The following is a 25,812-nucleotide window of genomic DNA, read 5'->3' as shown; positions in this document are numbered from 1 at the left end:
GGAAACACCATGGCTATCGCCAAGAACACGCCACGACACTCCCGACGCATGTTTCTGAAGGTCGCTGCGGCTGTTGTCCCTGGCCTCGCCATCGGCTTTCACTTACCCGTAGCTTCCGCGGGGAGATCCATCATCTCGGGCACCTCGGCGGACCCGGCCGAAGTCAATGCATGGGTCCGTATCGGCGCCGATGGCCAGATCACTCTGGAAGTCGCCCGAGTCGAAATGGGCCAAGGCGTTGCAACGGCACTTCCCATGCTGATTGCGGAGGAGCTGGAATGCAATTGGCAGGACGTGCGAATGGTTTTCGCTCCACCGGCAGAGAACCTGGCCCGCAACAACGTATTCGTGACGATGATTACCGGCGACAGCCGGAGTGTGCGGGATTCGCAGCAATACTTGCGGCAAGCCGGCGCAAACGCATGTCAGATGCTCAAACAGGCCGCCGCGCAGCGCTGGAATGTCGACGTGACGGAATGCAGCGCAGGCCAAAGCAAAATCATCCACGCGAAGAGCGGCCGCCAATTCACCTATGGGGAATTGGCCAGCGAGGCCGGCGCGCTTCCCGTCCCCAAAGACGTGAAACTGAAAGATAGATCCGCGTGGACTACGCTTGGAAAACCGTATCAGCGTCTCGACCTGCCAGCCAAAGTAAACGGTACTGCCGAGTTCGGCATGGATGTGCACGTACCGGACATGCTCTATGCAGCCGTTGTTCAATGCCCGGTTTTTGGCGGAAAACCTCTCTCTGTTGACAGCAGCGCTGTCGACGGGAAGCGCGGCATTGTCAAAGTCACCGTGATCGACAATTTCATTGCCGTCGTCGGCAACAACTGGTGGCGGGCCCAGCAGGCCGCGAAGCTTCTGAACGTCACGTGGGACTTTGGCGAACACGATACATCGGACGACGCCAGCATTCGATCCTATCTCGCAGAAGGATTCGTGAGCGATCTGAAGCCGATACTGCAGCAGGGGGACGCCGGCGCCATATTGAGTGGTGCCCAAAGAACGCTGGAAAGCGAGTACTTTTCGCCGTTTCTCGCACATACGACGATGGAACCGCAGAACTGCACGGCTCGCATTGCCGATGGGAAAGTCGATCTCTGGGCGCCCAGTCAAGGTCCGGATATTTCGCTCGGCATTGCCGCAGACATTGCCGGCGTGCCGAAAGCGAACGTAACGGTTCATCGACTGTATTTGGGAGGAGGTTTCGGCAGACGCGGCATCAGCCAGGACTATGTACGCATGTCGATGCTGATCGCGAGAGAATTCCTGGGGCGCGCCGTCAAAATGGTCTGGAGTCGCGAGGAAGACGTGCAACACGACTTCTACCGCCCAGCCTCCATTGTTCGACAACGTGTCGCACTCGACGCGGACGGCAACGTTATCGCCTGGAAAGTCGACGTCGCGTCGCCTTCAGTGTTAGGTGTCCTGCGTCCCGGCGCACTGAAGAATGGCATCGACCTGATGCCGACCGACGGATTCCGCGACATGCCCTATGCGATTTCGAACCTGGACGTGAATTACGCCATGCGTAACACCGCCGTGCCGGTAGGCTTCTGGCGCGCGGTGTATCACTCGCAGAACCCGTTTGCCCGCGAATGCTTTATCGATGAGATTTGCGCCAATACGCAGCAGGATCCGGTCATCTACCGACGCCAGATGCTTGCACATCACTCGCAGCTTGTTCCTCTCCTTGATGCAGTAGCCAGGTCGTCGCGTTCGCACAATCGGCGCCCGAAGGGACATGGCGTCGGCATCGCGGTCAATGAGATGGATCAGACCTATGTCGCAGCGGCAGTGGAAGTCGAAGTCGCGTCCAATAAATTGGTCAAAGTCAAACGCGTGATTGTTGCTATCGACTGCGGCCACATAGTCAATCCCGACACGGTAGCCGCTCAGATCGAGTCATGCGTCGTGTATGGGTTGAGCGCCGCCTTCTTCGGCGAAGTCAATATCCGCAACGGCAAAGTCGTTCAAAGCAATTTCTCGGACACGCCCGTCATGATGATGCGCCATATGCCCATCGTCGAGCCTCTATTACTCCCCTCCGGAGGAAGTTGGGGCGGGGTCGGAGAACCGCCTTTGTCAGTGGTCATTCCCGCGCTCGCGAATGCCATCGCTGCGGCGACCGGAGAACGTGTCCACGCGCTGCCGTTGACGAAACACGGATTCACTTTCGACTGATGGAACACCGCCCTGTCTGGCCGGATTGCGGCTCTTTTTCCAGACGAAGCTCTGGGAAGCCGAGGCGATCCATGCATGTGGAGCAAGTTCAAAAAAACGGACTTAACGATAAAGACACACGATATCGACGACCTACGATGCCATATCGTCGCAACGCCTTCCGATTTCCGGAGATAACACAATGACCCACCCAACCCCCACCAGCCATCAAGACGTCTTGCTGCGCCCAACCATATCGTACGCGCAGGCAAGCAAAGTCATAGAAGCAACGATCGCGTTTGCACAGGAAAAGAACCTGCGCCTGAGCATTGTTGTGCTCGATACCGGTGGGCACGTGGTTTCCTCCGCGCGGATGGACGGCGCAGGATTCGTGACCATCGAGATCGCGCGTGGCAAAGCGTTTGCTGTCGTTGCCACTGGAGGTACGCCGGGCGATGTTCTCGCGAAGCGCTACGAAGAGAATCCGATGGTGTGGGGCAACGTCGCGTCGCTCGGTTACGGTGCGCCTCTACTCCCTGCGCGAGGCAGTTCGCCCATCTACCTGGGGAGCGCGCTGATCGGCGCCATCGGCGCGAGCGGCGCGCCGTCGGAACTCGATGAACTGGCCGTTCGCACCGGTATCGCCGCGATTGGTGCCCAGGATACACCGCAATGAACCACACAGAATCCGGAATAGACGGCAAGGTGCCGTCGGCAAGCCGCCGCAAAGCCATCAAGCTTGGAAGTTCACTGGGACTCCTGGGATTGGCGATGCCGTTCGCCGCCCCTTCCACGTCCCAGGCCAGCATCGCGACACCGGAAGGACATCAGCATGTCGTCGAGTCGAATGAAAAAACCGTTCGGGTAGGCGTCGTCGATCCGAAAGCAGAAGCAGTCCTGACGATCGAATCGGGAGATGTGGTCCGTTACGTCAATACATGGATCAACTGGGGTAACGAGGCAAAGTACGGCATGAGCTTCGCCGAGCGCGAGCCCATTCGTCGAAAGTATCCGCAAGGGCCGTACTCCCTGGTCGGGCCGGTCGCGATCAGAGGCGCGCAGCCAGGCGATCTGGTCGAATGCCGAATGATCAAGTTGCGGCCCATCAGTTGGGGGTGGAACTCCGCGCCACGCGGTGTCGGCGCGTTGCCGAGAGAATTCGACAAACCTTATCTCAAGTATTTCCGATTCGACGAGGAGCGCAAGTACGCCGACTTTGCCCCGGCATCCGCATTCCTCTAAAGCCGATTCAAGGGTTCATCGCAACCGCTCCGGCCTCGGATGAAACGCGTAGCGCGATTCTTGCCGGCCCCAATGGGGGAAATATTGCACTGAGCGAGCTGGTGGCAGGAACGTCGCTGTTTCTTCCCGTCTCACGCGACGGTGCGATGGTCTGGACCGGCAACTCCCACGCCGCACAAGGCGATGGCCAGGTCGATCAGACCACCATCGAAACGGCGATGGAGGATTTGCAGATTCAGTACATCCTGCACAAAAACGCATCGTTGCCCGCGCCAATGGCCGAGACATCTACCCACTGGATTGGCTTGGGATTCGGGGACTCGATAGAGAGCGCACTCACCTCCGGTTTGCGCGGTTTGATCAAATGGCTCGCTGCCAGCGCAGGCATCAGCGATCTGGATGCGTATGCCATGTGGAGCATGGCGGGAAGCTTCCGCATTACGCAGTACGCCGATCAGGTTGCAAGCGCGTACAGCGTCGTTCCATCAAAAGCGGTGCACGGCATGCTACCGAAAGCGGTATTCACCCAGGAGATGCGAGAGCGCATTGCCGCCAATACGCGTGCGGGCGTGCCAACGAGACAGACCTGATCCCAGCGAGCGCCGGTGGCTGCCGGCGTCGCTTTTCCACGCAGTTTGACTGCATCTTCAACACGTGCAAATAGAGGAACGCAAGATGTCCCAAGCAATCAGACGATCGTTGGTCCCGATCGTGTCCGCCGCCGCTGCCTTCGTCATGATGACATCGGCGCTACCGGTAAAAGCGAACGAGTTTCTGACCACTCCCGAGACCGACAAACGCGCCTATTCGCTGTCAGTGTCGACACGAGGCGGAAAAACCGTCTACCTCGCGGGGCAACTGAACATCGCCGACATCGGTAACAAACCGCTGCCCGGTGACTTCGATGGTCAGGCGCGAGCCGCGTTCCAACGTATCGAGAAGACCCTGGAAGCCGCCGGCGGCAAGCTAAGCGATATTGTCTCGATGACCGTCTTCATTACCGACGTCCGCAACGGCGGTCACTTTTCCGACATTCGAAAAGAGTTCTTTGCACCGGGCAAATACCCCGCAAGCGCGCTGATCGCAATTCGCAATCTCGGCGTGCCCGGTGCCTTGATTGAGATTCAGGCGATCGCTGTGGTGGGGGGCAATGACAACCGATCATTGTGAATTTTGCGGGCCCGGTCGGCGGAAATTCCTCACCGGACTCGTCGCAATCGCATCGGCAGGGGTGGTCGGGACCGCTTCCGCACAAAGCCAGACCAGCGATCCGACATCGGCAAGGCGCAACTGGATCGACGTGCACCATCACCTGGTGCCACCTGGATACCTGAATCAGGTTCCCGAAGATGACGCCGTGCCAGGTGCTTCGGCCACGCCCCGCCGTGCACTCGCAGGATGGACTGTTGAGCGGTCGATCGATCAGATGGACCAATCGGGCGTGAGCACGTCGATCCTGTCGATCAGCAACCCAGGCATCTGGTTTGGTGACACCGGGAAGGCGAGAAAGTTGGCGCGCGACTGCAACGAATACGCAGCCAAACTGGTGGCGGCCTATCCGAGACGATTCGGCATGTTCGCCGCACTTCCGCTTCCGGACGTGGAAGGCAGCTTGCGGGAAATTGAATACGCGTTGGACGTGCTGAAAGCCGACGGAATCGGGCTATACACCAGCTATGGCAACAAGTGGCTGGGGGACCCTGCATTTGACGAGATATTCGCAGAGTTGAATCGTCGAAAGGCGCTCGTCTACACGCACCCGACTACCGCCGACTGCTGCCGCAATCTCCAGGCGGCAGTGTCGCCCAATGTCGTCGAGTATCAGACCGACACGACCCGCGCCATCGCCGGCATTCTCGCGAGCGGCACGGCATCTCGCTTTCCTGACGTGCGCATCATCTTCTCCCACGCGGGAGGCACCATGCCGTTCCTGATCGAGCGATTCGCCGGATGGGCGAAGACCCCTCAAGTTGCCAAGCGCCTGCCGAAGGGTCTGAACCATGAACTCGAACGCTTCTACTACGACACCGCCCAAACTTCCAACAATGTGGCAATGGGTGCGTTGGCGAAGCTGGTGCCAAATTCCCAGATTCTCTTCGGCACCGACTACCCCTTCAGAACCGTCGTCGAGCACGTCAAGAATCTCACGGAATGCGGTGTGTTCAACGATGCTCAGTTGGCTGCGATCGGACGAGGCAACGCCCTCGCCCTCATGCCTCGATTCGGCGCGTAAGACAGCAGTGATCCAGATACCGTACTTTGGAGCAGCACGATGAAACGTATGATTGGCTCGAAAACGCTTATTGCCGCCATAGCGGCGTCCATTGGAGTCCTGGCTGCGCAAGCGGTTCAGGCAAAGGACTATGTCACGACCCCGGAGACCCAGGCACGCGCCTATTCGCTTGCCGTGACGGGCGACCATTCCGCGAAGACGGTGTACTTCGCTGGCCAAACAGGCCGCTTTGGCGCCGACGGCAAGCCGATTCTGGACTTTGACGGTCAGGCCCGGCGAGTATTTGCAGAGATTCGCGAAACGCTGAAGAAGTCGGGTGGTGATCTCAGCGATATCGCATCAATGACCGTATTCATCACCGATGTCCGCAATGGTGGCCACTTCGCCGACATCAGGAAGGAATTTTTTCCAGACGGAAAATTTCCAGGTAGTGCCCTGATTACCGTTGACGGATTGATGGGGCAGTCCCAGATCGAAATTCAGGGGATCGCAATCATCGACGGAAAATAAGTCGAGCTGAATGCGCGGTACGCGGCTTTCGAAAGCGCCACTGACTCCGCCTGGAGCGGTGGCGTCTTCCGGCACACCGATCAGACTGGAGAGGTTTCAGCCATGGGATCGGCCTCGACGTTCACGGCACGGCGGCGAAATTCGCTGGGCGGAAGCGCCATATGCTGCGTGAAGAAGCGCGTAAAGTGACTGTGCTGCTCGAATCCCAACTCCAGCGCAACGTCGATAAGCGGCCGGCTTGTGGTCGTGAGAAGCTCAATGGCCAACGTCATGCGCATCCAATCAATGTAACGCTGTGGCGGGATGCCAACACAGTTTCTGAACTGTTCAAAGAATCGGGACCGCGAAAGCCCCACATACTCAGCGACCGTAGCTACCGAGAGATTCTGCACGGCGTTCTTGTTGATGTAATCCAGCGCCTTCCGGATTCGAAAGTCGGCCGCCTTTCCTGTCCCCCTGAAACCCGACGTCAGCTCCGGGTCGGCGAAATCCCGTACCACAGCGTCTACCAGATCGGTCAACATGGTCTGAGAATCTCCGTGATTGCCTACGGGATTCGTCATGGACGCCGCCAACCGGTTCACGTGATGTCGAACGTCCGGAGTACAGACGACGCACGGCGATCGGAAGATACGTGTCGTGAGACTTTCCGGAAGCTTAAGAGACGCTCGCAGCCAGTCGACTTCTATGACGAGCGACAGCACCACTTCCGGAGTCGCCCCAATCTCCGGCTTCGAGTGGGACTCCCAAGGATTGATGAGAATCGCCCCGCCGTCTGAAAGGACGTAGGGTCGATCACAGACCTGGAAGTGACTGTCGCTGCCACCGAGCTTGAATAGAAACTGGTACTGCGCGTGTGCATGTGCGACCAGTGCGCGCCGGGTGTAATTCACGCTGGCGCGCCCAAACGCGCCCTGCAGGATCCACGCGGGCTTCCCGTGCCCGATAGGATCGTCCAAATGTTCCATGCCTCTCTCCTGTTGCCTCGCGACTTCAACGGATCCGATCGCAGGACTATCCGGTAAATTTCCGATCAATTTGAGCATCCGGTGCGCGATTGCTGCAATAACCTTCAGCAAGATAAACAGCATGGTCGGGCGCGTCAATGGGAAGTCATACTGAATTTTTTCGTCACTTCGTGACGGGTGCCAGTGCGCTGCTCTTCTTCGCCACCAACGCGCACGCCGAAGAATTGTGGGGCCGAGCGCCGGAGCTCGCTGTTCAGCGCTGCGCCGCGTGCCATACAGTCGACGGGAACAGCAATGTCGATACGATTCCTTCACTCGCAGGGCAACATCCGGACTACCTTACTCGCCAGCTTATGATGTTCAAAGGATCGGATGGTCACGGTCCATTACGCCATAATCCGCTGATGGAGCGCGCAGCGGCAGATCTTTCGGTCGATGATATTCACTCGCTTGCAACGTGGTATTCGAAGCAAGTTCCGCGTAACGAAACGAGCAAGGATTCAGTGACTGCCGCAACGCTGGCGCGTGGGTTTCGGGTATACACGAACGGGAGTCAGCAAGGGGCGCCGGCGTGCATCGCATGCCACGGCGCCAACGGTACTGGAATCCCCGGGGCATTCCCGCGTCTGGCCGGGCAGCATGCGGAGTATCTTCAGAAGCAGCTCCGCGCGTATAAGGAAGGTCGCCGCGGAGCGAAGGGGAAACCCATGACAACCATTGCCCCCCTGCTGTCACCCGAGGAAATCAGCGCGGTCGCCCTCTATATGTCCAGTTTGAAGGCACCATGAAAATCGGATCATCCGGTAAGTCGGGAAGCCGCGGAAACGTTGAAATGTGCTTGCAACCTTGCACCGATCATCACACCGCCACTTAACGACAACGAGGGCCTGGCCACCATGCCGCAATTCAAACGGAACGGCTTGCATCTTTCCTATACGGACACGGGTAACGTCGATAAACCTGCCGTCGTCTTCTCACACGGTTTTCTGATGGATGGGTCGATGTTCGACACCAACATCGCAGTATTGAAGGACCATTTCCGCTGCATCACGTGGGACCAACGGGGTTTCGGGAAGACCGGCCCGGTTCACCAATCGTTTGATTTCTGGGATTCGGCACTCGATCTCCTCGGGCTTCTCGATCATCTCGAGATCGCATCCGCAGCGTTGGTTGGCATGTCACAAGGCGGCTTTCTTTCAATGCGCGCGGCACTCCTCGAGCCGGCGCGTTTCCGGGCAATCTGTTTGATTTCGACGAGATCCGGCGTCGATGCACAACCCGTCATTGATTCGTTCAACCATCTGAAGAAGACGTGGTCGAACAACGGCGCCGGTCCTGTTGCCGAGAACCTTCGGACACTACTCATTGGTGAAGATTTCGACGCCGCCGGATGGGTCGACGCCTGGCACAAAATTCCGCGGGCAGGATTCGACCATCCTGTCGAAGCACTGACCGGCCGGGACGATATTACGGAGCGCCTTGCCGAGATTACTTGTCCTGCCATTGTCTTTCACGGAGAGTGCGATCCGGCCATCAACATCGAGCATGGCCGATCGCTGGCGAACGGACTACCGAATTTGAAGGAGTTCGTTACCGTGGAAAATGCGGGACATGCGCCCTGCCTCACTCATCCTCAATTCGTCAATCGTCCACTGCGAGATTTTCTGCTTCGGTATACCGGCTGATCGGAGTCAATGTGATGAAGAGAATCATCGTCAACGGAGCGCCACACGATACAACGTCGAGTCCTGAAACGCCGTTGCTCTACGTATTGCGCAATGAACTGAAGCTGAACGGGCCAAAGTTCGGATGTGGTTTGGCACAATGCGGTGCTTGCACCGTGCACCTGGGCGATGACGCGATTCGTTCCTGTGTCATTCCGATATCCGCCGTATCGCAACCGGTGACAACGGTGGAAGCCCTGGCGGCGCAGCGCCCGCAGAATCGCGTCATCGCTGCCTTTATCAAGCATCAGGCGGCCCAGTGCGGTTATTGCATCAATGGGATGGTGATGGCCTCCGCAGCGCTTCTTAAGCAAAGGCCGCATGCGACGCGAGATGAAATCGTCGCGGCGCTCGATGGCAATCTCTGCCGCTGTGGAACACATCTGCGAATTCTGGACGCGGTCGAAGAGGCGGCGGGAGGTAAGCCGGCATGACGAATCGTCGCCAGTTTCTTAGACTTGGAGGCGGCCTCGCCATTTCGTTCGCGCTGCCGGTGGTCTTGCTGGAGCGCTCAGCTCTCGTGCAAGGGGCTGAAGTCGGCGGCCGCGGCATCACCGATGCAATCGCCGCGGGAAAAACTCAGGACCCCACACATGTAGCCGCCTGGCTCGCGATAGGCAACAACGGAAACGTCACGCTTCACGCCGGCAAGGTTGAGCTGGGAACGGGTATGCAAACCGCATTGGCCCAGCTCGTAGCCGAAGAGCTCGACGTATCCATAGACAACATCGTTGTCACGATGGGCGATACGTCATTGGCGGTTGATCAAGGTCCGACCGTAGGTAGTCAGACAATGAAATCCAGCACACTACCGGTGCGCAAAGCTGCTGCGACTGCACGCGCGCTTCTCATCGCCCGGGCGTCGAACGTTTTCGGCATTCCTGCAGATCAGTTGTCGACTCGCGCCGGGCGCGTCTACGTGACCACCGATCCTAATCGATCCGCAGCCTATCGCGACCTGGTCCCCGCCGAATGGGCCACCTTGACGGTAGACGAAGCGGTACCACTCAAGCGGGTCCGTGAATTCTCAGTGATCGGCAAGCCGGTGCCTCGCGTGGATTTGCCTGGGAAGGTGAAAGGAAGTCATCCCTACCTGCAGAATCTTCGCTTGCCCGGGATGGTCCATGCGCGTGTCATTCACCCACCGATCACCGGATCAACGCTAGTTAAGGTGGACCGCAAAAGTGTGGCGGAATTACCGGGCTTTATCGATATCGTTGTCAAACGCGACTTCGTTGCAGTAGTTTGCCAGCAGGAATTTCAGGCGGTTGCCGCATCGCGTGCTTTGACCATTGAGTGGAAAACGCCGGCAAATGGCATTGATAGCTCGGCTGTCTATGACGCCATGCGCGCGGCCAATGGACATGTTGACGAGCTACGCAAGATTGGCGATGCTGACACTGCGTTCAGTCAAAGCAGGATGCGCTTGAGCGCGACGTACCGTACACCGTACCAGACCCACGGCTCGATCGGCCCGTCGTGTGGTGTCGCCGATGTCAAACACGACTCCACTGTCGTATGGTCTGCCACGCAGGGTTCATTTCCGCTGCGTGATGCCATTGCTGCCTTGATCGGCCTGCCGAAGGACAAAGTCCGCGTGATTTGGACCGAAGGTGCGGGCTGCTACGGTCAGAATGGGGCTGACGACGCGTCGGCCGAGGCGGCAGTCGTGTCTCAGGCGCTCGGACGCCCAGTGCGCGTTCAATGGATGCGCAATGACGAGCACGGCTGGGATCCGAAATGCCCCGCTACGGAGTCCAAAGTAGAGGGAAGTGTCGGTCCGGACGGAAAGATCCGGAGCTGGTCGTACATGGTATCGACACCGACCCACATCTCCCGTCCGATGGGTAGCGCAGGGAACCTGCTACCCGGGCGAATGATGGGCTTACCGCCCAAGCCGGTCCGAATCGGCGGCGATCATTGCGCGAGAACGCTTTACACCTTCCCGAACGAACGGGTCGTCGTGCGCTGGCTTCCGGATGGCGCCCTGCGGCCCTCAGCCATGCGTGGTTTGGGTGCCGTTCCCAACACGTTTGCCAATGAGTCGTTTCTCGACGAACTGGCAAATCTGGCGAATCGCGATCCGATCGATTTCCGAATTGCGCATCTGCGCGACGAGCGCGCTATCGCGGTGCTTGAGGAAGTCAGGCGACTCTCAAACTGGATATCTCGTCGGAAACAGGCAAATCGGACTGGAGCGCCGAGCCGGGAAGGCATCGGCGTCAGTGTCGCGCAACTCGAACCGGGAGGCGCCTATGTTGCAACGGTGTGCAGCGTAACGCTCGACATGAAAAGTGGCGAAACGCGGGTGACACGTGTATTCGTCGCGCATGACTGCGGCCTGATCGTCAATCCCGATGGTTTGCGCAATCAGATTCAGGGGTGCGTCGTGCAGACGCTCAGTCGTACGCTGAAGGAGGAAGTGCGCTTTAGCTCGAAAGAAATGCTCACCCTCGACTGGGCTAGCTACCCGATCCTGCGATTCAGCGAATGCCCGTCAGAAGTGACCATCTCGTTGATCGACCGCCCGGACAAGGCACCGGTCGGCGCAGGCGAGCCGACGGCGCTGACGATTGCCCCGGCTGTGGGAAATGCCATCTTTCACGCCACGGGCGTTCGCATTCGGAAAACGCCATTCACCGCAGAGCAATTCAAAGCGTCTCGGAACGTCTGACCCTGTAACCGGCAAAGCGGACCCAGAGCGGGGACGTCGAGATATTTCGACGCTGCGGCTCACATAGCGAACAATGTGAGCCACACTATCCAGGGATATCGATGCCCTGCCCCGACTTTCCCGGCCGCAGACCGTCTTATTGCGTTGAAAGAACCGTTGCTACGGGCATCGGATATCGACGACGATAGAATGCAAGTCCGTAGACGCTGACTGCGGCTACAACGATCGGAACAGACACCACGGCGAACATCACCGTGGGCGCCCATTGCGCGGCGAGCATAACACCACCGATCATCGAGCCAACAATCGAGCCCACTCGCCCCATCCCCAAAGTCCACGCCACGCCGGTGGCTCGTGTCGCTGTCGGATAGAAACTCGTGGACAGGATACTTGTTCCCGTCATCGCGCCGCCGGTGCCGACACCAGTCAAGAAGAGCGCGACCAGCGCAAGCGCCGGAATCTCCGTCAGATGACCGAACGACGCGAGGCAAATTGCTGCGCAAAGGAACGCGCCGGCCACCACGTACTGCGGATTCATCCGGTCCATCAAGAACCCGAGGAAGATCGCACCGAGACCGTTACCAGTCAAATAGAGTGCCGTCATGAGCGATGCACGGCCGAACGGCACGCCGCTCTCCTGGATCAATAGGGTCAACCAGTTGCCGAGAAAATAGACGGCCAGCAAAGCCATGAATCCCGTGACCCAGAGAAGCATGGTGCCACCGCGAAGCCCGGGACGCAGCAGATGGCTCAGCGGGAATCCCCGAGCGGGTTCTTCATCGAGCGTAAGGCGCGTATCGCCCAGCGGCGTTTGCGGTTCGATGCGCTGAATGATGGCATGCGCATCGGACTGGCGGCCACGTGCCACCAGATAACACGCCGACTCCGGTAACCAGACGATCAGAAATACGGACAACAGCAAAGGGAGTACGCCACCCAGAAGCAGCATCGATTGCCAACCGTAGTGGCTGATCATATGCGATGCGACGAGACCACCCAACACACCGCCTGCGGAGATGCCGCATCCAAGGGGTGCGATGAGCGTCGAGCGCATGCGGTCCGGACTATATTCAGCGGCCAGCGTATAGGCGTTCGGCATCGCTCCGCCCAATCCGAGGCCGGTCACGAAACGCAGCGCGATCAATGTCTCGAGCGATGTGGCCGTCGACGAAAGAATGCTGAACAGACCGAACAGGAGAACCGCGCAAATCAGCGTAGTCTTTCGTCCAAAGCGATCCGCAACCGGCCCGAAGACGAACGAACCGATGGCGAGGCCGAAGAATCCGGCGCCGAACACCGGCGCGAAGTGCACCGGGCTTGCCCCAAAATGTGATTTGAGTGCGGGGGCAATGAAGCCAACCACGACCGTGTCGTAGCCATCCAGGACAAGAATCAGAAAACAGAGAACGAGTGTTCTTATCTGAAATCCCGACATCTTCCGCCCGTTAATGAACGCTCGAACCGAGATGGATTGTGTTGCTAGCATCCTAATGCTCCTATTGCGTGTGAAACGCTTCGGGTAATCGACCAAAACGAGTAGATCAAAACGAGTGCGCGATGCCCACGCCGAATCCGGTGAGGGTCATACCGGTCACGGAACCCGGCAATGGGTTCGTCGAGTAGTTGTATGAAGTACCGGCTCGATTCATCAGTCGGCTAAACACCGCGTACAGGGTGGTGCGCTTGGAAAGCGCGTAGTCGTAACCCACCGATATCTGGCGAGCACCGGAATCCACACCGGGCCGTCCGATACCGCCAATGGGAACAGTCGCATTCCCTGTTGCCGCCTGCGCCTGGATGTATGAAACCTTGATCGATTGCACAGTCCATTGGTACACGGCAGCCAACTGCCATGCCCAACGGTTCGTGTAAGTGGACGGCGTCGGCTCGTAATGCAGACGTTCGGCAGCGCCGCGGACACTCAGACTGTTATACGTGTAGGCGATACCGAACCGGTGTCCACTATCCGTGGTGCCAGGCCCAAAATAGCTGTTGTGCTGTTCGTACGCGTAAGACAGATAGACAGAGCCGGTCTGGTATGCCAAAGACGTCGACAACAGCGACGGCGTTTGCGTCGCTGTTTTCTCATTGGGCAGCGAATACATCAATTGTCCCGTCAAGCCGTGCCAGTTCGGCGACGTATAAAGTACGCCGTTGGCCTGCCGGCGGTCGAACGACGAACTTCCCTGTGCGTTCCCACCGGGGAAGAAGCCATTGCCCATGATGCTGTTCGCACCGGCGATTGTGTTCATGAAGAATGGATCGATCGGAAGCCACGTCGAGGCACGGTAAGGTGTCAATTGAAATCCCATCGATACCTGACCATAGGGACCACCAAGACCGACATAGGTGTCGCGGTCATTCACGCCACCGGCCCCTCGATTGAGGAAGACATTCCCCTGAATCTGGAAGAACGCACGCCAACCTCCACCGAGATCCTCCGTTCCCTTCATGCCCAGGAACGACAGGTTGTTCGACTCCCGCCAGGTGGACGGAATACCCTTTCCGCCACTCCCTCGTACGTTCTCGATGTCGGTGTTCAGATAGCCGAACAGCGTCACGCTGTCAGCAGCCATGCATGAAGCGGAAGCGGAAAGTACGGCTGCGGCAAGGACCGTTTTACTGGCCGTACTCATTGCATCGTCTCCGGTGAAAAGAAGGACTGGTCTCGCTTGTTCTGTTCGGTGTACTTCATACGCAACGCCCCTGAGGTCAAAGATCTTGTTCGCCGGGTTTGGCTATTGACGCAACGCCGGCCCACATGCCAGCTCCGGCGACTGCTTGTGCCAAAAGTCTGCAAAAGCGAATTTATTGCAATCGATTGCAGAATACAAACTATGGTTTACCAGCAGAATTGCTCCGAGCGAACTCAAAATAATGCGACACATAGGGTCTATTTACGTCTGTAGAAAGGGAAAACCCTGGATCAAAAGCCTTTTGACAACTCTGGCTTCAATCACTATGCTGCAATCGTTTGCAGTCTCAAGTGGTAGTGAACGTGGAGTTCGGGATCGCAACCGCGGCTAAGCGACCCGCTTCAATCCCGCCTGCATCGCGCGCGCCTCCCGGTCACTCGCGCCTCCCGGTCACTCGCGACTGCCGTGTCTCCGCGACCATGAGGGGCGCTCACGACCTACATGCAGCACGTTCCGGTTTACTTCAAGTCAATGAAAGCGAGGTATGTATGACAAATGATGCGCAGAAGAAACACGTTCGAAGCTATATCAAACGCGATGGCGCGCAAGAGCGCGCGTACTCCCCGGCAGTCATTACGCAGGGGGGCAAGATCGTGTGGTTGGCGGGACAAACTGTGGTCGACGACGAACATGGCAACTCCCTGGCAGGGAATTTTTCGGGGCAAGCATGGGAGATCTTCTCCCGGATTGCCAAGACGCTCGATCAAGCCGGTGGAACGCTCGCGGATATCGTCACGATGACGGTTTCAATTACGGATTCGCGCTTTGGCGATCAATTCACCAAAATTCGCAAGGAGATTTTTGGGGACAACTTTCCCGCGAGCGCGTTGATTACGGTGGTGGGCTTGGCCAAACCGGAAATGCTGATCGAGGTGCAGGCTATTGCAGTAGTCGACTGAGTACCTGAACGGGCGGAGATGCAGGAGCATCTCCGCCCAATTGCTTCAGTCCGGCACCGTGGCCTAACGCGCCCAGCGAGTCGAATTTTGGGCCATTTGAAGATACTGACGATCCACACAGCCGTGGCGCGATTGGTTTGTCGATACAAGCGCGTGGGCATCGCGAATGCGCGAGACCTGCTCCAGAGCCGCGTCTGAAATGCTCATATCGCGAATGAGTCCGTGAGCCGGATCGATCAGATCCTCGAGTACTGCGCGGGCATCGTCGTCCGTCAGGTCAACGAACTCTTCTCGCAGTATTTCGACTGAAGCGTCGTTGTTACTAACTTCGAAGATCCAGTTCAATGCTTCCCGGTAGGCCAGAATGAATGCGATAAGTTGATCTTGATTTTTAGAGGCCCACGACTGCATGACCGCACCAACCGTACCCAGGTAGTCAGAAAACAGCGAACTGCCATGCACCAGCACGTTAAGCCCTTGGCGCTCTCCCAGGCGCTCAAAAGGAGAGCGTACCAGCGTCCCATCGTGCTTTCCGGCGACCAATGCGCGATAGCGATTACCGGTGCCTCCAGCTGCATCGAATGTCACGTCGGTCACCGCGATCTGGTTCGCCACAAGGATTTCCCTCAGCACGAACGCAAAGCCGGTTGTCAGTGCATCGACCGAAAGAGTTTTGCCTCGCAGCTGCGACACAGACGTGACCTCCGATTTCGCCATCAAAGACAGGAAACCATGATCGCCTCCCATGAATGCAACCAGATCAGGAGCACTTCCGTCCGCGGTCTCTCCCTGCCCGCCCCTGTATGCGAGTACGTTGTCCACACTTGTCAAGGCTACGTGCGCGGAGCCGGACGTCATGCGGTTGATCATGTCGACGGAACCCTTTACATACTCGAGACCGACGTCCAGTCCGTACTTTTCGAAGTACTGCCGTTTTTGACCAACCCATATCGGCAAGTTAAATGCGCCCTCGAAGCCGAGGACAGTAAAAGCATTCAGATTCCCTTCCACGTTCCACCCTGTTTGGCTGTTGCAATCGATTGCATGCTACTTGGAGGAACCACGCGTCGTCAAGGCGCCACAGCGGAAGCACCCTTAACTAGCTGGAGCGCGGCAACTGACACCGCGTTATCGTAACCATGACGAGAAAAAAGCGGACGACCCTCAGGGAATTAGCGGAATCCGTTGGCGTTCATATGTCCACGGTCTCGCGCGTGTTGAACCCTGAGACTCGCCATCTGATCAGCGAAGCTGTGGTCGAGCAGGTCCTCAGGACTGCAAGACAACTGAATGTCTCCCCAAACCGGAACGCCGCCACCCTTCACACCGGGCGCTCCCGCATCATTGGCGTCGTGCAGCCGGATATTGCCAACCAGGTATTTCCACCCATTCTGCGCGGCATTGAAGACGAACTCGCCAAAAAGGGGTTCGTTCCGTTGATCGCAAACGCCGAAGGTGGAAAGGAACGGCAACTGTTCGTTATCGATCAGATGGTCGAGCGTCAGGTTGACGGCTTGATCCTGGCGACTTCCGGCCGCAACGACCCCATCCTGGAGCATTGTCTTGAGATGGGAATACCGGTAGTAGTCGTCAATCGAAGTGAATACAGTGGCCGCGCTTCCTGTGTCATCAGTGACAACCAGTTGGCGATGCTGCAGGCGGTAACGCATTTGTCGGAGCTTGGTCATACCTGCATTGCTCACGTCGCCGGCCCAAGTGATCTGTCGACCGGCTACGAGCGCCACCGGAGTTTCCTTGAAGCAATCCGGGAGAACGGCCTAACGATAGCCGAATGTCCGGTGTTCGAATCCAAAGCGTTCTCCCGTGACGAAGGTCGTGCCGCATGCGACATGCTGCTTGAGCCCCATCCCGGTATCACTTCCATCGTCGCCGCCAACGACCTGCTTGCGCTCGGCTGCTACGACGCCATTCGCGCACGCGGTCTCCGGTGCCCTCAGGACATTTCAATCGTCGGCCACAACGATATCCCACTGATGGATTCCGTTGCCCCTCCGATGACTACCGTACGCATCCCTCTGTACGAAATGGGGGTTCGTGCCGCGATCTTGATGCTGGAAAATCTCGATGGCAGTACAACGGCATATGTCAACGTTGTACTGAGGCCTGAACTCGTCGTCCGCGAATCCACGATCGCCAGATAGCCACCGTCCGCGCGGCGTAGTGCCGCGCGTTCTTCCCGACCCTTTTTCCCGGCGGCACACCTACGTCGAGCCTAAGCACGCCGCAAATTCGTAGTTGATGCTGCAAACGATTGCCAATATAGCTCCAAATCACATCCAGCCGTCCACGCCTCGATCATATAACGCACGTAAAAGAAGAGTTTTTGACAGCCGGAATCTGTTGGACTATCATGCAATCGATTGCACAGGAGACGTGAGATGACGGAATCTGAACAACGCAACAGCATCGTTAGCGATGCCGCATCGGTGACGGGCATCGTACTTGCCGCCATGAGCAAGACCGAAAGCCCGCGCCTGAAGGAAATCCTGAACGCGCTCGTAGAACACGGCCACGCGTTCCTGAATCAGGTCAAGCTGAGCGACGAGGAGTTCGAGCAGGGCCTGGATTTTCTGAAAAACGTGGGCTTGACCTGCACGGACAGCCACAACGAAGTCGTGCTGTTGGCGGACGTGCTTGGCCTGTCCACTCTGGTCAAAGTGCTGAACAACTCAGCGCATGAGGAGCGAACGGGCGGCGCCTTGCTCGGGCCGTTCTTTCGTGGCGGCTCGCCGCACTATGAGCTCGGCGCGTCGATCGTTCAGGACAATGCGTCTGGAGCGCGCATTTTTGTCAGCGGGCAAGTCTTGAATACACGGCGAGAGCCGATCCGCAACGCGAAGATCGATGTGTGGCAGGCATCGCCGGTCGGCCTTTACGAGAATCAGGATCCGACCCAACCGGACATGAACCTGAGGGGCCATTTCTTTACCGACACGAACGGCCAGTTCCATTTCCAGAGCTTGAGGCCGGCCGGCTACCCGGTACCCACCCACGGACCAGTCGGCGAGCTGCTCCGCATACAGCATCGACACCCGTACCGGCCGGCTCACCTGCACTTCGTAGTTATCGCGGAAGGCCATTCGACACTCATCTCGCAGATCTTTGCCGACGACGCCGAGTACCTGGACTCCGACGTCGTCTTCGGCGTCACGCGCGATCTGGTTGGCAAATTCGAGCGCCATGAGGCGAGCACCGGCCCTCATCCCGAGCAGAAGGCGCCGTACTACACGCTCCATTGCAAATTCGTGCTCGCGGAAGGCGCTCCGACCTACCCCACGCCGCCAATCAAATAGGAGGAACTTCCCATGTCCCAAACGTTAGACGAGAAGGTAGCAGTCATCCTTGGCGGCACCGGCGGCATTGGCGCCGCGACGGCACACCGGCTTGCACTTTCGGGCGCTTGCGTTGTCGTAGTCGGTCGAGACGATCTCTCGCACGCGCGAACTGTGGCCGAAGGCTTGCCGGGGGAAGGACATTGCGCTGCACTTGCATCGATCACCGATAGCGCTACGCTCAACGATCTCGCCGGCACTGTGCGCCACCGCTATGGTCGTGCCGACATCCTGGTCAACGCCGCCGGCTTCACGCAACCGGTCAAACACGACAACCTCGACGCGTTGACTGATGATCTGATCGACGACATGTTCAAGGTGAACTGGCGAGGTCAGTTTGCCGCCCTCCGGGCGTTCCACACGCTGCTCGCTGAGTCGGGCGACGGGTTGGTCGTGAATGTGTCTTCGATCTCGGCCACGACCGGCGTTGGCAGCAACATCGCGTACTGCGCAGCGAAAGCCGGCCTCGACATCATGGCGGTATCTCTTGGCCGTGCGCTGGCACCACGGATCCGGGTTGTGAATGTATCTCCCGGCGTTGTCGATACGACATTCGTGCCAGGCCGCGGGGCAGATTTCAATGACAAGGTGGCGGCAACCACCCCGCTCGGTCGAATCGGAACCCCCGATGACATCGCAGCCGCGATCGAGGCGTGCGCCACTCACCTGAAATTCACGACTGGTGTGACGCTCGTCGTCGATGGCGGTCGCCGACTGAACTAGTTCAAACTCGTTCCGAGGTAACAAATGCATTCACGCAAGACCATCATCACCTGCGCGGTAACCGGGAATCTGACCAAACCCGAGCAACACCCTGGCCTGCCAGTTACCCCTGAGCAAATTGCCAACGCATCGCTCGATGCAGCACGCGCCGGCGCGGCAGTGGTACACATCCACGTGCGGGACCCCGAAACCGGTCGCCCCTCGATGGACATTGAGCTGTACCGCGAAGTCATTCAACGCATTCGCGCAAAAGACACTAACGTCATCATCAACCTGACGACGGGACCTGGTGGGCGCTTTATCCCGAGCGATGACGATCCCAAAGTTGCGGCCCTTGGAACGACGCTGATGCGCCCCGAAGATCGTGTCGAACATATCCTGGCGCTGCGCCCCGACATCTGCAGCCTCGATTTGAACACCATGAACTCTGGTGCGGATGTCGTCATCAATACGCCGAAGAACGTCACGCGCATGGCGGCAGTGATCCGGGAAGCCGGCGTCAAACCTGAACTCGAGATTTTTGATTCAGGCGACATGCATCTCGCACTGGACCTGATCAAATCAGGTGCTCTGGAAGGTCCCGGGTTGTGGACTTTCGTGATGGGCGTGAAGTATGGATTCTCCGCTTCACCCGAGTCCGTGATGTACGCCCGTAGCCTGCTGCCCGCAGGCGCACAATGGGCCGCGTTTGGCGTCGGCCGCTTCGAGTTTCCCATGGTTGCTCAGGCGTGGCTGGCAGGCGGTCATGTCCGCGTGGGCCTTGAAGACAACATCTACATTTCCCACGGCGTGCTGGCGGAAAGCAACGCCGCGCTCGTCAAACGGGCAAGCGACATTGTGCATTCCCTTGGCGGCGAGCTGGCGACCGCCCAGGAAGCACGCGAACAGTTGGGGCTGCGCCGGTGAATACAGCCCTGAGCTCCTTGCCTCTCGTTCCGTCAGTCGACCCCAGCGCTTTCGTGGCTCGGGGTACACAACTCATCGGGGACGTGACGATCGGCGAACAGTCGTCCATCTGGTTCAACTGTGTCTTGCGCGGTGACGTCCAGAAGATCTCAATTGGACGACGGACCAACATCCAGGATGGATCGATCGTTCACGGCACGACCAACGGGCTGCCGACAATTGTTGGCGATGACGTCACCGTCGGTCACGGCGCGATCCTGCACGCCTGCACACTCGAAGATGGCTCCTTTGTCGGCTTCGGGGCGCGCGTCCTGGACGGCGCCGTCGTCCAATCCGGGGGCATGCTTGCCGCCGGCGCCGTGCTGTCACCGCGCAAAATCGTCCGCACTGGAGAACTTTGGGCGGGAAGCCCTGCGCGCTTGCTGCGCCCCCTCACCGATGAGGAACGCACAAGTTTGGGCTTGGCCGCTTCGCGCTATGTCGCACTTATTGATCGCTATAAGACCAATCAATTCGTTACTTTGACATTTTAGGAATACCAAAGATGAAAGCAGTGCATGTTACGGCGCCCAGCGCCAACGTAGATTCACTCGACCTGAATATCGCTCCCCAGTCTGCACCGACCGCCGACGCCGGAGAATGCCTGGTACAAGTGGTGAGCGCGGGTGTCAACCCGAGCGACGTGAAGGCTGTGCTTGGCGGCATGCCGCATGCGGTGTGGCCCCGTACACCTGGCCGCGATTATGCAGGGATTGTTCTCGATGGCCCTTCTGATCTGATCGGCCAGGCGGTTTGGGGAAGCGGAGGAGAGCTCGGTATTCGGCGCAACGGTTCACATGGCCACTATCTGACCGTTCCCACTGCTGGTGTGCGCAAGAAGCCCGCCAATCTGTCGATGGAGGAAGCGGGTTCCATTGGCGTTCCGTTCATTACGGCATATGAAGGACTGCGACGTGCCGGGGGTGCGAAAAAGGGCGATGTCGTACTTGTGTTCGGCGCAAACGGCAAAGTGGGTCAAGCAGCCATTCAGCTTGCGACGAACGCTGGTGCAAAGGTATTTGGTGTCGAACGCACCGCTCAAAACTATCTCGGGCATGCGAATGGCGAAGTGATCATGATCGATGCATCATCGCAAAAGATTGCAGAGATCGTGCGTGAGAATACGGGCGGCCACGGCGCCGACATTGTCTACAACACGGTTGGCAGTCCGTATTTCGAACAGGCCAACGCAGCACTAGCAAAGCGCGGCACGCAAATCTTCATCTCCACGCTCGATCGTGCGGTCCCGTTCGACATCTTTGCTTTCTACCGTGGTCAGCACACGTACGTCGGAATCGACACGCTTGCACTGGACAGCATTGATGGCGCCCAAATCCTGGACCAGTTGCTCCCCCTGTTTGTCAGCGGAAAGCTGAAGCCGTTTCCAATCAACCAGGAGTCTGTATTCTCGATCGACGATGCCGTTCGTGCCTATCAGGCAGTGTTGCGCGGTAGCACCGACCGTGTCCTGCTCAAGCCATGAACGTCACCCGATTCGACTCGGCGCCCGAGTACTTCCCGGAGAACCATTTTTTGATGCGCTGCGTGAGGCTGCAAGGGCATGAGGCGGGAGAATCGGACGCGCTATGGCTTGGTGTTTCCACAATTCGGCCGGGTGGTTATACGTCGTTTTCCGCATCTGCAGTCGAGAAGCACTACGTCGTGTTGTCAGGGGAGCTGACCGTGGAAACGGATGCCGGTACGGAGGTATTGCGCGCCAACGATTCGTGCCGCCTCGCGCCAGGTGAAGCCCGGGCACTCAGGAATTTATCTTCTACCGCGGTCACTGTGCTGCTGGCCATGCCGCTCTCCTGATTGCTTGCCCTGCTTTAACCCTTGCCTCTACGGATTTGTGTTGAAGTTCACGAACGATGGAGCGGGTGCCTTCCGGACGGCAGCATGACTAGTGCGAGAACATCTCGCCCCCCGTGTGCAGTCGTCAAAGCTATGACTGTGGGGGGCGAGCCGCGAGCGGGGTTACGTCGTCGGTGCTGGTCTGCCGGATCACGCCTTCGATCGCGACGCCTTGAGTTCATGAAGTGCCAGTGCAGTTTTCATTTCCTTCTGGATCGCCTTCAAGCCGACCAGCGCCCTCTTTCATTCGTCTCACAGCTACGTCCATGTCCGGCTTGAACCGATGATGCATATCACTGACTGTATTGCGATCGTCGCCGAATGTGTCGCCCGTATCGGTCCTCTGGTATGCCGTTGCCCATTCGCGAAAGGCGATCGCGTCCTGCAGGTCATTCCGCAGTTCGAGATACGCGTTCATCACAATATTCGGGAATTGCTCTTCAATGCACCAAGCCGTGTGAGGATCGAATCCTGCAAAGTCATGCAGAAAGTCGTCGGCCTCACCACCTTCCCAGCACCCAACACCTCAAGTGCATATTTGAGCGCCGCTTCCCGCTGATCCTCCGGCTGCGTCAGCGTCGTCAGCTCGTTCAAGACACTCTTCTGGTTGATTGCGACGCCCGGCAGGGCGTTTTTCCTGCTTTCCCTTACTTGATCAGACGCATGCCGGTTGCTTTGGACGCTTTGATGTCAAACGTTGCCGTGTATTCGCACTGCGCCTCATGACACGCTCGCTCGATCAAACAGTCAGCGAAATCTGCGGACGAGCCCGCGTAGAGTCGCAGCGCCTTCCATACCGTCTCCGCCGCCTCCACAACCACTTCCTTAGTGCGAAGCAGCGTCTCGATCACCTGCGCGATCTCGGCGCGCTCGACGTCGTAGGCCCGGCCGAGCACCCAGACGACCTCGACGAGTGCCACCTGGGTGACGTAGCCGGGGCGCTCGGGCGTCAGGGACTCGATGAGTGCGCCCGCTTTTTTCGCCTGCACAGGATCGTCCTGCGCGAAATATCGCACTAACACATTCGTATCGAGACCGATCATCGGGCCGAGGCCCCCTGTTCGGCGATCGCCGCATTCATCTCCTCAATCGTCACCGGCTTGGTGGGCTTGCGGATGACGCCCTTAAGCGCGGTTACCGAGCGCGTAGCTGGCACCACCTCGTACCGATCGGTTTCCTCATTCAGGACGAATTCGATCCGGTCTCCCGTCGCCAGTCCGAGACGGGTCCGAACGTCCACGGGAATCGTGACCTGTCCCTTTGATGTTACGGTGGCAGAAGTCATTTTCACCTCCTGATTCTCATTTTCCTTACTTTAAGGTAAGGCAGCGTGAAGCGCAAGGTGTTCCGCGCCGACGAGACGTCCGCCGACAGCTATTACTCGATCCTCAAGGCCGACAGCTTGAATTAGGCTCATGAATCAGGCCGGCAGGGGATCCACGGCCAGTGATCGACTACCTCACCAGAAACCGCGACGCGCACCTTCCGACTCATCACGTAAGGGAACTCTTGCGGCTTAGGACCAGCTGCGTCGCCCCGCGCTCAAGCATCGACCATATTCGCCCACTCCTGAAGCATGTGCCGGCGCGCGGCATACTCAGCCTTGTCGTACACGGCGCGCGAAGATCGGCTGTCTCCATGTCTTACAGGGAAGTTGCGCCCTAAAATTCTGTCAGAGAGTGTTTAAGTGGCTGTAGTTGTTGCAACGAAATTTCAAGGGGTCAGTTCGAGTGATACCGCAATCTTCCGGCCCTGGCGCATGGTTCAACTGGGCGAAACCAAGCATATCGAAGAAACGATTTGCATCGACGATCTCGATCGGCATAATGCGTTCCGTGCTTCTCTGTGCTACAAGAATCGCCCCTCTGCAAAAGCGGGAAGATGATACAAATACACCGCTCGTAAAGCCTCCCAGTGTTAAGGCACCCAAGAAGGCTCTGAGTTGCTCCACTTCCACTGATCTTCTTTGTCTTTTTACTTGAACACCTATTCTTCCCCCGGTGCCATCTTCCAATACCACGTCAATTCCTCCGTCGTTTGAATAAGCAGTTGCAGCAGCCTTGTAACCGAAATCGCTGAAGACACTAGCGACAGTCAGCTCAAAGAGCCGCAGATGCACGACGGAACGAGTATGGTCGGCGCAAGACGCAAATGCAATTCGCTCGCGCACGCCACACGTGGCGCCTCGGACTGGTCGACTTCTCTTCATGACAGCGAGGCAAGCATGATCGACAACCTTCTGATGTGAGCCTTGAACGCGTCGCTCGCTTCTCGATCGGTTGTCGGATTCAGGTGCGAAGTCCCGGCGAGCTGGACTTGCTCATGAAAATCGTTGGCGACGTTGCGTCTTATGTCCGGTGGTAACGACCGTACGATGGAGACCAGTAAAGCCTCTTCGGCGTGAATCATGCCCAGAATCGAATGAGTATCCATGGAAGAAACTCCGTTGAAGGCGTCGTAAGTACACTCTAGTACACGCCGGTCAATCGTTTCAGGCTACTTGCAAGGTTTCATACTCGTGGCGTCGGACGGTAAGCGACTATCACCTGAACGACGTTTTGATTAGGTTACAGACACCGCCACGACGACCTCCGCAGTCAGGGCGGCGCCTGGCTCCCAATCCGACGCCATATACGTGATAGCAGGGAGTGTGACTGTTGCAGCTTCAGCGGATGGACGACGGATGACTTGCAAGCGCGGTCACCTTCATCGTCATATAGGGAAACAACGGCAGACCTGAGAGGATGGTGTGCAGTTCGTCGTGCGAGTCGACGTCGAAGACACTGTAGTTCGCGTATTCACCGACCACGCGGTGCAGCTGTTGCCACTTACCTTGCCGTTGAAGTTCTTGCGAGTATGCCTTCTCGCGAGCCTTGATTTCATCGGCCTGAGCAGATGGCATATCGTGTGGCAGGTGTACATCCATTCTTACGAGATAAAGCATGGTTCTCTTCCAAAAAAATACGACGCTCCTGCTAGTTCACTGGCAGGAAAAAATCGAAGTGGTTAGTTCTGCGTTGAGCGCCTGCGCTCAGATGTTTTTGTCGCGACGGTAGAAGGCGAGCTTGTCTTCATCAATATGGAGGCCCAGGCCCGGTCCCTCCGGCATATGAAGGTCGAAGTCCCGATATTGGGGACGCGCAGTGACGATGTCGTCTTTCAACAGGAGAGGTCCGAACAGCTCTGTACCCCAGGCAAGTTGCGGAAGAGCGCTAAATCCGTGCGCCGATGCAACCGACCCAATGCTGCCCTCAAGCATCGTGCCACCATACAGGGACACCCCGGCTGCATCCGCAATGGCGGCTGTACGCATCATTCCGTAGATTCCACCGGACTTCGCAATCTTCAATGCAAATACGTCCGCACATGCACCGCGTACGAGTTCAAGAGCATCCTCCGGGCCTGTTACTGCTTCGTCGGCCATGATGGGCACGATGAAACGCGATGCAAGTCTGGCGAGTGCTCCGCGTTGCTCTCGCGGAGTGGGTTGCTCGATGAGGTCAATGCCAGCAGCTTCGAGCGCTTCGATTCCCAGCGCTGCGTCAACTTCATTCCATGCCTGATTCACGTCTACCGTGACTTTGGCGCGGTCGCCAAGCGCGGCTTTGATTTGCGATACGTGCGCTACGTCGTCACGAACACTACGCCGTCCAATCTTCAGCTTGAATGTATTGTGGCGACGTTCGGCCAGCAGCGTTTCTGCCTCATCGATGTCTCGTTGTGTATCACCGCTCGCGAGTGTCCAAAGGACCGGAAGCGTCTTGCGGACAGCGCCGCCAAGAAGGGTCGAGACCGGGACGCCCAGGCGCTTGCCTTGCGCGTCCA

At 58.0% G+C, this 25,812-nt stretch carries 31 protein-coding genes; 19 read left to right on the top strand and 12 right to left on the bottom strand.

Features of this window, described 5'->3' with window-relative positions; genetic code table 11:
* Positions 1-9: 9 nt before the first annotated feature.
* From GNZ13_RS35830 to GNZ13_RS35805, 7 genes are all read left to right on the top strand, one after another.
* Positions 10-2,187, top strand: a complete 2,178-nt coding sequence (locus GNZ13_RS35830) for a xanthine dehydrogenase family protein molybdopterin-binding subunit (RefSeq protein ID WP_172173466.1) — start codon at positions 10-12, stop codon at positions 2,185-2,187.
* Positions 2,188-2,368: 181 nt separating this feature from the next.
* Complete coding sequence (locus GNZ13_RS35825) at positions 2,369-2,842, top strand: GlcG/HbpS family heme-binding protein (RefSeq protein WP_172173463.1); 474 nt, start codon at positions 2,369-2,371, stop codon at positions 2,840-2,842.
* Positions 2,839-3,408, top strand: coding sequence for an acetamidase/formamidase family protein (locus GNZ13_RS52975; protein ID WP_236002336.1), 570 nt, complete (start codon positions 2,839-2,841; stop codon positions 3,406-3,408). The genes GNZ13_RS35825 and GNZ13_RS52975 overlap by 4 nt, the downstream gene beginning before the upstream one ends.
* Positions 3,409-3,509: 101 nt before the next feature.
* A complete protein-coding gene (locus tag GNZ13_RS52970) occupies positions 3,510-3,998 on the top strand; it encodes a hypothetical protein (RefSeq protein WP_328807348.1) in 489 nt (162 codons plus the stop codon).
* An 85-nt stretch (positions 3,999-4,083) separates the two neighbouring features.
* Positions 4,084-4,578 carry a RidA family protein gene (locus tag GNZ13_RS35815; RefSeq protein ID WP_236002335.1) on the top strand — a complete coding sequence of 165 codons (495 nt, stop codon included), beginning with the start codon at positions 4,084-4,086 and terminating at the stop codon, positions 4,576-4,578.
* Positions 4,559-5,641, top strand: coding sequence for an amidohydrolase family protein (locus GNZ13_RS35810; RefSeq protein WP_172173458.1), 1,083 nt, complete (start codon positions 4,559-4,561; stop codon positions 5,639-5,641). Before GNZ13_RS35815 ends, GNZ13_RS35810 begins: the two co-directional genes overlap by 20 nt.
* A 39-nt stretch (positions 5,642-5,680) precedes the next feature.
* Positions 5,681-6,151: a RidA family protein gene (locus GNZ13_RS35805; protein WP_236002334.1), complete on the top strand. Its 471-nt coding sequence runs from the start codon at positions 5,681-5,683 to the stop codon at positions 6,149-6,151.
* An 80-nt stretch (positions 6,152-6,231) separates the two neighbouring features.
* On the opposite strand, the gene GNZ13_RS35800 is transcribed toward GNZ13_RS35805, so the two are convergent.
* Positions 6,232-7,242, bottom strand: coding sequence for an AraC family transcriptional regulator (locus tag GNZ13_RS35800; RefSeq protein WP_172173455.1), 1,011 nt, complete (start codon positions 7,240-7,242; stop codon positions 6,232-6,234).
* A gap of 14 nt (positions 7,243-7,256) precedes the next feature.
* Here GNZ13_RS35800 and GNZ13_RS35795 point away from each other — a divergent pair, with 14 nt between their 5' ends.
* The 4 genes from GNZ13_RS35795 to GNZ13_RS35780 all read left to right on the top strand — a co-directional run bounded on the left by GNZ13_RS35795 (position 7,257) and on the right by GNZ13_RS35780 (position 11,517).
* Positions 7,257-7,907 (top strand): c-type cytochrome, encoded by a 651-nt coding sequence (locus GNZ13_RS35795; protein WP_172173452.1) that lies wholly within the window; start codon positions 7,257-7,259, stop codon positions 7,905-7,907.
* A 108-nt stretch (positions 7,908-8,015) separates the two neighbouring features.
* A complete protein-coding gene (locus tag GNZ13_RS35790; RefSeq protein ID WP_172173449.1) occupies positions 8,016-8,804 on the top strand; it encodes an alpha/beta fold hydrolase in 789 nt (262 codons plus the stop codon).
* A gap of 14 nt (positions 8,805-8,818) precedes the next feature.
* The gene (locus GNZ13_RS35785) at positions 8,819-9,277 is read left to right on the top strand and encodes a (2Fe-2S)-binding protein (protein WP_172173446.1); all 459 of its coding nucleotides are present in this window, start codon (positions 8,819-8,821) and stop codon (positions 9,275-9,277) included.
* A complete protein-coding gene (locus GNZ13_RS35780; protein WP_172173443.1) occupies positions 9,274-11,517 on the top strand; it encodes a xanthine dehydrogenase family protein molybdopterin-binding subunit in 2,244 nt (747 codons plus the stop codon). The genes GNZ13_RS35785 and GNZ13_RS35780 overlap by 4 nt, the downstream gene beginning before the upstream one ends.
* A gap of 136 nt (positions 11,518-11,653) precedes the next feature.
* On the opposite strand, the gene GNZ13_RS35775 is transcribed toward GNZ13_RS35780, so the two are convergent.
* Both GNZ13_RS35775 and GNZ13_RS35770 read right to left on the bottom strand, forming a co-directional pair.
* Positions 11,654-13,003 carry an MFS transporter gene (locus tag GNZ13_RS35775; protein ID WP_172173440.1) on the bottom strand — a complete coding sequence of 450 codons (1,350 nt, stop codon included), beginning with the start codon at positions 13,001-13,003 and terminating at the stop codon, positions 11,654-11,656.
* Positions 13,004-13,058: 55 nt separating this feature from the next.
* Positions 13,059-14,153, bottom strand: a complete 1,095-nt coding sequence (locus tag GNZ13_RS35770; RefSeq protein WP_172173437.1) for a porin — start codon at positions 14,151-14,153, stop codon at positions 13,059-13,061.
* A gap of 548 nt (positions 14,154-14,701) precedes the next feature.
* On the opposite strand from GNZ13_RS35770, the gene GNZ13_RS35765 reads away from it, so the two are divergent.
* The gene (locus GNZ13_RS35765) at positions 14,702-15,112 is read left to right on the top strand and encodes a RidA family protein (RefSeq protein WP_172173434.1); all 411 of its coding nucleotides are present in this window, start codon (positions 14,702-14,704) and stop codon (positions 15,110-15,112) included.
* Between the two features lie 63 nt (positions 15,113-15,175).
* On the opposite strand, the gene GNZ13_RS35760 is transcribed toward GNZ13_RS35765, so the two are convergent.
* On the bottom strand, positions 15,176-16,123 hold the full coding sequence (locus GNZ13_RS35760) for an ABC transporter substrate-binding protein (protein ID WP_172173431.1): 948 nt from the start codon (positions 16,121-16,123) through the stop codon (positions 15,176-15,178).
* Positions 16,124-16,251: 128 nt separating this feature from the next.
* Between GNZ13_RS35760 and GNZ13_RS35755 the strand changes: the two genes are divergently transcribed.
* The 7 genes from GNZ13_RS35755 to GNZ13_RS35725 all read left to right on the top strand — a co-directional run bounded on the left by GNZ13_RS35755 (position 16,252) and on the right by GNZ13_RS35725 (position 21,948).
* On the top strand, positions 16,252-17,274 hold the full coding sequence (locus tag GNZ13_RS35755) for a LacI family DNA-binding transcriptional regulator (protein WP_172173428.1): 1,023 nt from the start codon (positions 16,252-16,254) through the stop codon (positions 17,272-17,274).
* 237 nt (positions 17,275-17,511) lie between these two features.
* On the top strand, positions 17,512-18,426 hold the full coding sequence (locus GNZ13_RS35750; protein ID WP_172173425.1) for a dioxygenase family protein: 915 nt from the start codon (positions 17,512-17,514) through the stop codon (positions 18,424-18,426).
* Between the two features lie 12 nt (positions 18,427-18,438).
* Positions 18,439-19,188, top strand: a complete 750-nt coding sequence (locus GNZ13_RS35745; RefSeq protein WP_172173422.1) for an SDR family NAD(P)-dependent oxidoreductase — start codon at positions 18,439-18,441, stop codon at positions 19,186-19,188.
* A 24-nt stretch (positions 19,189-19,212) separates the two neighbouring features.
* A complete protein-coding gene (locus GNZ13_RS35740; protein WP_172173419.1) occupies positions 19,213-20,094 on the top strand; it encodes a BKACE family enzyme in 882 nt (293 codons plus the stop codon).
* 83 nt (positions 20,095-20,177) lie between these two features.
* Positions 20,178-20,627 carry a gamma carbonic anhydrase family protein gene (locus GNZ13_RS35735; protein WP_328807347.1) on the top strand — a complete coding sequence of 150 codons (450 nt, stop codon included), beginning with the start codon at positions 20,178-20,180 and terminating at the stop codon, positions 20,625-20,627.
* An 11-nt stretch (positions 20,628-20,638) separates the two neighbouring features.
* Positions 20,639-21,616, top strand: a complete 978-nt coding sequence (locus GNZ13_RS35730) for a quinone oxidoreductase family protein (protein ID WP_172173413.1) — start codon at positions 20,639-20,641, stop codon at positions 21,614-21,616.
* Positions 21,613-21,948: a cupin domain-containing protein gene (locus GNZ13_RS35725; RefSeq protein WP_172173410.1), complete on the top strand. Its 336-nt coding sequence runs from the start codon at positions 21,613-21,615 to the stop codon at positions 21,946-21,948. The genes GNZ13_RS35730 and GNZ13_RS35725 overlap by 4 nt, the downstream gene beginning before the upstream one ends.
* 217 nt (positions 21,949-22,165) lie before the next feature.
* Here GNZ13_RS35725 and GNZ13_RS35720 read toward each other — a convergent pair whose 3' ends face one another.
* From GNZ13_RS35720 to GNZ13_RS35685, 8 genes are all read right to left on the bottom strand, one after another.
* Positions 22,166-22,405 carry a hypothetical protein gene (locus GNZ13_RS35720; protein ID WP_172173407.1) on the bottom strand — a complete coding sequence of 80 codons (240 nt, stop codon included), beginning with the start codon at positions 22,403-22,405 and terminating at the stop codon, positions 22,166-22,168.
* Positions 22,405-22,581 carry a hypothetical protein gene (locus GNZ13_RS35715; RefSeq protein WP_172173404.1) on the bottom strand — a complete coding sequence of 59 codons (177 nt, stop codon included), beginning with the start codon at positions 22,579-22,581 and terminating at the stop codon, positions 22,405-22,407. The genes GNZ13_RS35720 and GNZ13_RS35715 overlap by 1 nt, the downstream gene beginning before the upstream one ends.
* A 53-nt stretch (positions 22,582-22,634) precedes the next feature.
* Complete coding sequence (locus GNZ13_RS35710; protein WP_172173401.1) at positions 22,635-23,030, bottom strand: PIN domain-containing protein; 396 nt, start codon at positions 23,028-23,030, stop codon at positions 22,635-22,637.
* Positions 23,027-23,272 carry an AbrB/MazE/SpoVT family DNA-binding domain-containing protein gene (locus GNZ13_RS35705; RefSeq protein ID WP_172173398.1) on the bottom strand — a complete coding sequence of 82 codons (246 nt, stop codon included), beginning with the start codon at positions 23,270-23,272 and terminating at the stop codon, positions 23,027-23,029. Before GNZ13_RS35705 ends, GNZ13_RS35710 begins: the two co-directional genes overlap by 4 nt.
* 387 nt (positions 23,273-23,659) lie before the next feature.
* Positions 23,660-24,157 (bottom strand): restriction endonuclease, encoded by a 498-nt coding sequence (locus tag GNZ13_RS35700; protein ID WP_172173395.1) that lies wholly within the window; start codon positions 24,155-24,157, stop codon positions 23,660-23,662.
* A 35-nt stretch (positions 24,158-24,192) separates the two neighbouring features.
* Positions 24,193-24,420 (bottom strand): hypothetical protein, encoded by a 228-nt coding sequence (locus GNZ13_RS35695; RefSeq protein WP_172173392.1) that lies wholly within the window; start codon positions 24,418-24,420, stop codon positions 24,193-24,195.
* 232 nt (positions 24,421-24,652) lie between these two features.
* The gene (gene catC / locus GNZ13_RS35690) at positions 24,653-24,931 is read right to left on the bottom strand and encodes a muconolactone Delta-isomerase (protein WP_172173389.1); all 279 of its coding nucleotides are present in this window, start codon (positions 24,929-24,931) and stop codon (positions 24,653-24,655) included.
* A gap of 87 nt (positions 24,932-25,018) precedes the next feature.
* On the bottom strand, positions 25,019-25,812 hold a 794-nt coding region (locus GNZ13_RS35685; RefSeq protein WP_172173386.1), incomplete at its 5' end, for a muconate/chloromuconate family cycloisomerase.

This window comes from Paraburkholderia elongata (assembly GCF_013177735.1).
In the GTDB taxonomy this organism is placed as follows: Bacteria; Pseudomonadota; Gammaproteobacteria; order Burkholderiales; family Burkholderiaceae; genus Paraburkholderia; species Paraburkholderia elongata.
This window is presented reverse-complemented; position numbering and strand designations above follow the sequence as displayed.